Origin of the sequence: Streptomyces sp. NPDC021012 (assembly GCF_044333355.1) — a bacterium.
Lineage (GTDB): Bacteria > Actinomycetota > Actinomycetes > Streptomycetales > Streptomycetaceae > Streptomyces.
The window spans coordinates 104,422-112,767 of sequence record NZ_JBIRQU010000020.1; the positions used below are offsets into that span (position 1 = coordinate 104,422).

The window sequence follows — 8,346 nt, forward strand, 5'->3', positions numbered from 1 at the left end:
CCTTCTTGCCAGGCTGCTACGCGTCGTCCAGAAGACCGGCGGAGACCCGCTGGAGGATGGCCGCGAGCGAGGAGCGTGCCTGCGGAGGGAGGTTCCCCCTCATGTCCGCGATGACGGCCTCGACTCCCTGACTGCGCCGGAAGTACCGCAGGATGAACTCGCTTCGCTGGTCCGCGTCCAACCGGTCGAAGGCGGTGTCCATCAGAGCCGCTCCGTCGTGCCACGGAACCTGAAGGCCCTGGCCGGCATCGGAGGCGGCGACCCCCAGAGGATCCGAGCCGTCCCTCTGCCCCGGAACGTCATCCCGGGCGCCGGGGTTATCACGGCGTGATAGGTCGGCTCCCGTTCCGTCCGCCCGGGAAGTCCCGGCGCTGGGGTTATCACGGCGTGATAGGTCGGTCCCTGTTCCGTCCGCCCGGGAAGTCCCGGCGCTGGGGTTATCACGGCGTGATAGGTCGGTCCCTGTTCCGTCTACCCGGGAAGTCCCGGCGCCGGGGTTATCACGGCGTGATAGGTCGCGCGTGGCCGTGCCCTTCCTGCTGGCGGCCTCGGCCCGCGCGTCGGCCTTGGCCCGCTGCTCCTCGGGGGACAGCTTGGACAGGTTGCGGACGTGCTCGATCGTCCGGCGTCCTTCGACGAGGTCGGCCTGGAGGGCCGGGGCGAGGTCGAGGATGGACAGCTTGGAGGAGATGGTGGACTGCCCGATGCCGAGCCTCTTGGCGGCCTTGTTCTGGGAACCGTAGAACTGGACGAGGCTCTTGAGGGCGTGTGCCTGCTCGATGGGGTTCATGTCGTCGCGCTGGATGTTGGCGACGAACGCGGCTTCCAGGAGGGCTTCGTCGGTGGCGACGAGCTTGTTGTTGACGCTGACACGGATCGTGCTCGCGCCGGCGATGCGGGCGGCTTCGAGGCGGCGATGGCCGTCGACGACGATGTAGCGGGTGCCCTCGTCGAGTTCCGCCACCCTTTCGGGCCGCTCGGCCAGGTAGGCGTCGACGGTGGCGACGGTGATGGAGTTGACGAGGCCGATCTCGCGAATGCTGTCGGCCAGGCCCTCGAGGTCGCGGAGTTCCTCGCGCGGGTTGTCGGGGTTCTGGCTGATGAGGTCGAGCGGGAGCTCGGTGGGGTCGGGCACTCCCGCGGTGGGTGCGGTCGTGGCGGCACCGATCGCGGCGCGGCGGGCACTGATCGGACGGGCCTGCGCGAAAGAGGCGCCGACGCCGAGGTTCTTGGCCTTGCTCACTTGCTGATCTCCCGGGCGAGAGCGCGGATGGCGATGGACTGCTCGCACCGGGGGGCGTAGGCGAGCAGGGGGCGCTTGGCCCGGACGGCTTCCTTCTGCTCCTTCAGGTCGCCGACGACGCCGACGACCCGGGGGTCCTTGATGTCCATCCACGCCTGGAGCGACGAGGTGGCGATGTAACCGCGGCGGGCGTCGTAGTGGTTCACCACGAGGCCGAGGTAGTCCATGTCCAGGGCGAGGTCGCTCCGCATGTCCTCGATCTGGGAGGTGAGCAGACCGTAGGCGTCGGCACTGCTGTCCTCGGCCTGGACGACGATGAGCGCACCGGAGTTCCCGGTGTCCTCGTTGTCCCTGCGCCGCCCGAAGTACAGGGCGGCGTCCATGCTGATGCCGAGGCTCGGCGGGCAGTCGATGAGTACGACGTCGTAATCGGCTTCGACGGAGCGCAGGGCGCGCTCGAGCGCGGCTTCCCTGGCACGGACGGAGGCGATGCGGACGTCGAGGAGGAAGGCGTCGGTGCAGGCGGGCAGGAGGTGGAGCCTGTCGCCGAAACGGTCTTCGTCGACGGTGACGACGAGGTCGCTCAGCTTCCCCTTGCCGTCACCGGCCATGTGGTTGGTGAGCGAGTCGCCCCCCATCGGAAGCAGCTCGTGCCCGAGCTGCCGGGTGAGGTGGCCCTGCGGGTCGAAGTCGACGAGGAGGACCCGCTGACCGAGACCGGGGAGGTCCTCCAGAGCGAGCGGGTCCTCCGGCCGGTCCTCTTCTTCGAGCAGCGCGGCGAAGTGCTTGGAGACACGCACCGGCACGAGCGCGGCAGGGTCCTCGGCGAGTGCTTCGCCGAGGCCGGCCGTGATGGCGGTCTTGCCGACCCCGCCCTTCTGGTTGCAGACGACGATGCGCCGGACCATCGCGGGACGCTTGACCTCGGGAACAGGGTTGGTGTCGAGCCAGATGCTGACGGCCTGGGCGATGCCCTGGGTGAGCGAGACCCCGCGGTTCTTGCAGTCGTCGCGGAAGCCGTCCCACAGACCCGCGGGAAGGAAGGTGGAGTAGGTCTCCGCGCCGCCGGTGTCGACGGCCGCAGGGTTCGAACCCAGGGCCCGCCAGGCGGTGATGCCCGCTTCGACGGCGTCCTGCATGTCGAGGCCGTGGAGCGCGGCACGAACCTTGAGGTCCTGCCGAAGGGTGCTGGTGAGTTTGGTGACGACCTTCTCCCGGTCGCCGCCCGTGTCAGGTGACGTCATGGACGTCACTCTACTAACGAACTAGATCAATTTCCGCCATTGACGCGTTAGCAAACTTACGAACTCTCCCCGGGTTATCACGCCGTGATAACCCCTCACCCGTCCAGACCCGCCTCCGGACGCCGAGGACCCATCACGCGGCGGACCTATCACGCCGTGATAACCCGCCGAGCGCGACGCCCACACCGAAGACCTCTGTGCGGGTTAAATATTCGAGTAAAATCAAGGGATAAAGTCTGCTATCGTCCAGGCTGGAGGTAGTGACATGGCATCCGAAGAAGAGCTGTTCGCGTCCGTGGACGCACTCCTGGAAGAGGAGCCACAGCTCCCGCCCCCGGCCGAACGCGCCCGGCTGCGCGAGGCCGCCGGCATCACCCAGGCCCGCCTCGCGGTCGCACTGAAGACCTCGACGCAGAGCATCAAGAACTGGGAGAACGGCAGGAGCGAGCCGAAGGAGCCACGCCTCTCGGCCTACCAGCGGCTCCTGAACGGCTGGGCGGCAAAGTTCCCCGCCCACGGCCCCGCCGCCCCACCCGCCACGTCCTCCCCCGCCCCCGAACCCACGCCGGAGCCGCAGACACCGGCCGCGCCCACCCCGCAGGCACAAGCACCCACCGCCGCACCCGCACCCGCCGCCGCGCCCGCCGCTCGCCCGGAGACACCGTCGCGGCGCCCAGCGGCGAGGAAGACCACCGCGCCCGTCCTCGACCCGCGCTTCCCGCACGGCCCGCTGGCCGTCCTGGACGGCGACGGCTCCGCATACGGTGTCGACGGCATCGTGCTGGACTGCCCGGCGACCACGATCGTGGAACTGGTGGAATGGACCCTGGCCGAGTCCGGGCTCGGCGCGCCGAAGCTGCACCGCAACGGCAAGGACTCCGACCCGCTGATCGTCCTCACCGCCTCCGCGGCCGTGAAGTTCGGACTGCCCGAACACCTGGAAGACCGCCGGGGCCTGCGCCTCGCGGAGGACCATCCGGTCGTCAAGCAGATCACCAAGGCGAAGTGGCAGCTCACCCAACGCGGCTTCGGCCCCTGGGCCCGCGTCTACCGCAAGGCCCAAGGCGCCCAGCGCCAGTGCGTACAGCTCGCCATCCTGCCCTGGGACGCCCTCGACACCCGCTCCTGGCCCGGCGTCACCCACATGGAACCTGCCGACATCGCCCGCGTCCTGGGCACATACGCCCAGCGCGTCACCACCCCACGCGGCAGCACGGCGGTCACCGGCCTGGAACTGATGACCGCCCTGCGCCCGCCGACCCGCCCGGTACGAGACGAACAAACCGGCAACTGGGTCTCCAGCCACAACCCGGGCAGCCTCGGCACCGAACCACTGGCTCCGGCACCCCCGGAAGCCCGCCCCGAACACCCCGTGGTGGCAGCCACCGGCTGGAAGGGCGGCTTCCTCAACGAGGAGGCCTACCAGTGGACCCGCGACGTCGACCTCCTCACCGGCGAGGAAGCCGCACTGCCCTACGCCGTCGGCCTGGACCTCAACACCGCCTTCCTCGCGGCCTCCGCCCGCCTGATGGTCGGCCTGTCGGAACCCGAGCACTTCGTGGCCCCCCACTTCTACCCGAAGGTCCCCGGCTGCTGGCTGGTCGACCTCAGCCACATCGAGCTGGACCCCCGCCTGCCCAGCCCGTTCACCCCCACCGGCGAGCGCCCGACCGGACCGGCCTGGTACCAGACCCACACCGTCGCCTACGCCCAGGAACTCGGCCACAACGTCGAGATCCTGGAGGCGTACCTGCGCCGCGAGACCGGCGCGTACCTGGACCCGTGGCACGACCGCCTCAAGAACGCCTACGTCGACACCCTCGCCGACCTGGGCGTCACCAAGGACCTCACCGACGCCGAGTTCCTGGCCGCGATGGAACGGCACAAGCAAGCCGACCCGGCCATGGCCGCCGTACTCGCGGCGATCAAGGGCACGGTCAAGGGCGGCATCGGCAAGCTCTTCGAAGGCCCCCAGGGCAAGGGCTACAAGGACGGCGAGCCCTGGCCGGCCATGCAACGCCCGACGTGGTCCCCCTGGATCCGCAACGCCGTGATCAGCAAGGCACGCGTCAACATGCACCGCAAGCTCCTCAACATGTCCCGCATGACAGGCATGTACCCCCTCGCCGTGCTCTCCGACTGCGTCGTCTACCCCTCACCGAGCGCGAGCCCGCTGGACTTCCTGCCCTACGCCGCATCCGGCAAGCCGATCCCCGGCGGCTTCCGCCTCGGCCCCACTCCCGGCCTCGCCAAACTCGAAGGCGTCCAGCCCCTGCTGTGGGCGGTCGACCTGATGGAACAGGGCTACAACCCCGCCCGCCACATCAAGGGCGACGGCCACGACGCCGTCTTCGACGACGGCGAGTAGCCCATGGCCACCCCCCACCCGCCCCTCGAAGAAAGCAGCTGACACACCGTGGGAGACATCGACGACGCCCTGCAACGCGCCGACCAGGAGCACTTCACCAAGCAACCGCCCAAGAGCCTCCAGGCCCGGGTGAACTTCCTGATCAAACACCTGGGCACCGCAAAGGCGGTGGCCCAGGAGATCGGCGTCACCGCCGACTCCGTGAACCGCTACCGGCGCGGAACGAGAAAACACCCCCCCAAGGACATCGCCGCCCGCATCGACGCAGCCGTACGAGCCCGCTGGCAGCCCCAAGTCCGCAAACGCCGACGCAACCAAGCCGCCACCACCACCGGCATCACCGTCGAAACCCGCGCCCGCTTCGGCTACACCGCCGCCATCGGCACCACCGACGACGGCCGCTTCCGCCGCCTCACCGTCCACCTCCCCCCTCCCTACGCCCGCCGCCTCTTCGACGCCGACAACCAAGGCGCCACCGACCAGCAGATGCGCCAAATCATCGCCGAAGGCCTCAAAGAAACCTATTTCCAAAACGCCGGAACCCGCGCCACAGACCTCTCAGAAGTAGAAATCAACGACATCGACTACATCGACGTCGAATTCTAAAAACCCAAAAACACCCCAGAAAAACCCGCCCCGCCCCGACCCGGCCGAACCCCGAAGTCGAGGCACACGTACGGCGCCGCACCAAGGGGGGGTGCGGCGCCGTACCGGTGAAGCCAGTCGCGGTCAGCGGACGCGCTTGAGGCGAGCCGTCCTGGCGATGGGGGTGACGTTGCTCTTGGCCTTGGCTTCGGCCTTGCGAGCCTTCTCGTCCAGGTGCAGCTGGAACCGGCGCTCGTACTCGTCCTCGAAGTCACCGGAGTCCAGGCGCATCTCCTGGGGCAGGGCTTTGACGGCTCGCTGCTGCTCGCGGGGGTCGTTGAAGGCGGCGATCATCGGGTGCAGCTGGAAGCGCCCGCGGCGGACCACTGTGACGAGCCGGGCGGCGACCAGGTGCGGCATGGCGCGGCTGATCATTCCGCGCTCCATGGCGAGGCCGGCCGCGAGTTCGTCGTGCGTGGCGACGACCAGGCCGCCCGGCTCCTGCTCGGTCATCATGTGCAGCAGCAGGGTGTACGCGGTGGGAGGCAGCCGCGGCACGTACGCGAGACCGTTGAAGCTGCCCCACAGCACGTTGCGGCGCGGAACCCATTCCTCGGCAGCGGACGTCATGACGCCTTCCCTTCCCCATCCGACTTCTTGCCGACTTCCAGTTTCGCGCCAGGAGCGGCCATCGCCCGGAACGCTTCAGGTGCGTCCGGGTCCTCCATGATCTCGCGCAACAGGTCCAGCTGCTCCACCCTGTCGCCCGTACCCGCCCTGGACCGCTTCTTCTCGCCCTTCTGCGGCTCTCTGAGCCCGCCCCTGAGCGACGCGGCCGGGTTGAGCTGGTAGAGGCCACGCTGCACCCGGCGCAGCGCGCCGTCGGTCTCCAGAACGTTGAACACGCGGCTGATGTGAGACCGGCTGTAACCGAGGGCCTCGGCGACATCCTCGTGTTTGGCCTCGATCAGCCCGCCGGGCTTCTGCGAGCCCATCAGGTGGAACAGCACCACGAGCACGAACCGGTCGCTGTCGTACCGGACAGCAGCCCAGCGCATGAACTCCAGACTGTCCATGGAGAACGCCTCCCCGATGAACCCCGTGCTGGAGCCAACCGGGAACACCTGGGCCGCATGACCGACGGGCAGCTCAATGGTGGAGCCGGAAGACCGGTTGTAGGCAGTGGGCGGCGGCTTCGGACGCCGCCGACGACGGGACGGGGCGCCGGGCAGCTTCGGTGCTGCACTGCCGTCCAGGGGCCCTGAGCTCATGGGGTCGCCGCCTCCTTGATCATCGTGATGCCAGAACCATAGCGGAGAACCGTGGCAGTACTGCCACCAAAACGCGGCAGCACCGACACGAAAGTCACCCGTACGTCAGCCCTGGACTGACCTTCGCCCTCCGAGTCGATGCCGAGTGCCGACTGACACACCGCCCCGAGTTTCGTGGCAGTAGTGCCACGAAACGATGTGGTTGAGTCAGGACCGGCTGACACCCCGACCGAGATATGTCAGTCCAGGGCTGACATATCTTTCGGCCCACAAAGCTCTGACCTGCGGAAACATGCGACTCTTCTTTCTAGAGCGCGCGCGCGTGATACCGGCTCTCCGCTCCGTTCTCAAGCACCGCCACGCCGTGGGATCTGCTCTCAGCTGCCAGCAGGCCGGTGCAGCGGCGGGCGTCCTCCTGGCGCTCCTTGGATCCATCCCTCAGCAGCAGCGTTTCGCGTTTGTACAAGCAGAGTTGGCAAATACGGGTGTCGCTGTGGCACCACGGACACATTTCCGCAGGTCGATGTGTCAGCGCTGACACATCGCGTTCCGTAAAACCCCAGGTCAGGGCATGTTTTTCGTGAGGGCCCTCTTTTCCTTAAGACGCACGCGCGCGAGGGTGCCCCCGGGTTCGGGCTTGGGGTACTTCTCTTTGCTAGTGACGGCATCAACCATGGACGGCTGAGGGCGCGCCGGCAGTCCGGTTGTCTCGGTTTGTTGCCGCCACTTGGTGCGTGTCGCTCGCTGCGTCCGCGTAGGGGCCCCTGTCGGCCCCTCAGGGCCTTCCCCGGGTGTTTCGGGGCCCCAACAGGTCTGCGGCTGTGTGGGGTTTGTGGGTGGCTTTCTGTGGTGTCTGGGTGTCGGGGGTGTGGCTGGGCTTGCTTCGCGTGCGGCTGGGTGGGAGTGGTGCGGGTGGTGGACAGCATGAGCGTTGCTGAGTCTCGGGTGGTGCAGGCCGTGACAGTTACAAGCAGGGAGGCGTGGTTGATGCCAGGGGGTGGTTTCGCTGTGCGGCCCTGGGGGCCGTACAGCTCCTGTGTCTCCGCCTGTGGGGTTTTGGCGTTCTGTTGTCGGGGGTTTCTGTTCTGTGGCTGAGGGTTTTTCGGGTGGGCTGGTTGTGGATGTGCAGGTGTCTTTTCAGGAGGATCGGGGGTGGTGGGGTGAGGATCCAGTTGCTACACAGCTTGTAGTTGTGATGCATCATTCTCGATACGGCTTCTGCCCTTGAGGTGATGCGCCGTCATATAGCGTCCCGTATCGTTGAGTCACCCACGCCCTTGGTGGGGTGCCTCTCAAGGTTTCAGCGTGACTTCAAGGGTGGGGTAGGGGGTTCGGGCGGAGCGCAGCGGAGCCCTTCACTGCGATAGTGCCGACACCCCGTCAGGCTGACGATTCATCAAGATACCGGGCAGTTTCCCCACACCCGCACAAGCCCGCACCCGGACACCCTCCCCTACCGCCAGCCTCGACACCCGCGCTTGCGCGGGTGTTCACAATTCGCGCTTGCGCGAATTAACCAACTTCAAGAATTCCGCTTGCGGAATTCTATTCCCGCGCTTGCGCGGGAATACGCAGCGCGCTTGCGCGCTGCGTTCTCTAGGACCCGGCTTGCCGGGTCCTATCCCGCTCCGCGGG

At 67.7% G+C, this 8,346-nt stretch carries 6 protein-coding genes; 2 read left to right on the forward strand and 4 right to left on the reverse strand.

What is annotated here, in order from left to right; all coding sequences use genetic code 11:
- Positions 1 to 16: 16 nt before the first annotated feature.
- Positions 17 to 1,243, reverse strand: a complete 1,227-nt coding sequence (locus ACH4TP_RS37575; protein WP_398440365.1) for a ParB/RepB/Spo0J family partition protein — start codon at positions 1,241 to 1,243, stop codon at positions 17 to 19.
- Positions 1,240 to 2,487 carry a ParA family protein gene (locus tag ACH4TP_RS37580; protein ID WP_389238100.1) on the reverse strand — a complete coding sequence of 416 codons (1,248 nt, stop codon included), beginning with the start codon at positions 2,485 to 2,487 and terminating at the stop codon, positions 1,240 to 1,242. Before ACH4TP_RS37580 ends, ACH4TP_RS37575 begins: the two co-directional genes overlap by 4 nt.
- A gap of 265 nt (positions 2,488 to 2,752) precedes the next feature.
- Here ACH4TP_RS37580 and tap point away from each other — a divergent pair, with 265 nt between their 5' ends.
- Together tap and tpg are read left to right on the forward strand one after the other, a co-directional pair.
- Positions 2,753 to 4,855 carry a telomere-associated protein Tap gene (tap, locus tag ACH4TP_RS37585; protein WP_398440366.1) on the forward strand — a complete coding sequence of 701 codons (2,103 nt, stop codon included), beginning with the start codon at positions 2,753 to 2,755 and terminating at the stop codon, positions 4,853 to 4,855.
- Between the two features lie 48 nt (positions 4,856 to 4,903).
- A complete protein-coding gene (gene tpg / locus ACH4TP_RS37590; RefSeq protein ID WP_398191874.1) occupies positions 4,904 to 5,461 on the forward strand; it encodes a telomere-protecting terminal protein Tpg in 558 nt (185 codons plus the stop codon).
- A gap of 123 nt (positions 5,462 to 5,584) precedes the next feature.
- Here the strand turns inward: tpg and ACH4TP_RS37595 are convergent, their stop codons facing one another.
- The gene (locus tag ACH4TP_RS37595; protein WP_389238106.1) at positions 5,585 to 6,070 is read right to left on the reverse strand and encodes a hypothetical protein; all 486 of its coding nucleotides are present in this window, start codon (positions 6,068 to 6,070) and stop codon (positions 5,585 to 5,587) included.
- The gene (locus tag ACH4TP_RS37600) at positions 6,067 to 6,711 is read right to left on the reverse strand and encodes a helix-turn-helix domain-containing protein (protein ID WP_398440367.1); all 645 of its coding nucleotides are present in this window, start codon (positions 6,709 to 6,711) and stop codon (positions 6,067 to 6,069) included. The genes ACH4TP_RS37595 and ACH4TP_RS37600 overlap by 4 nt, the downstream gene beginning before the upstream one ends.
- Positions 6,712 to 8,346 lie beyond the last annotated feature (1,635 nt).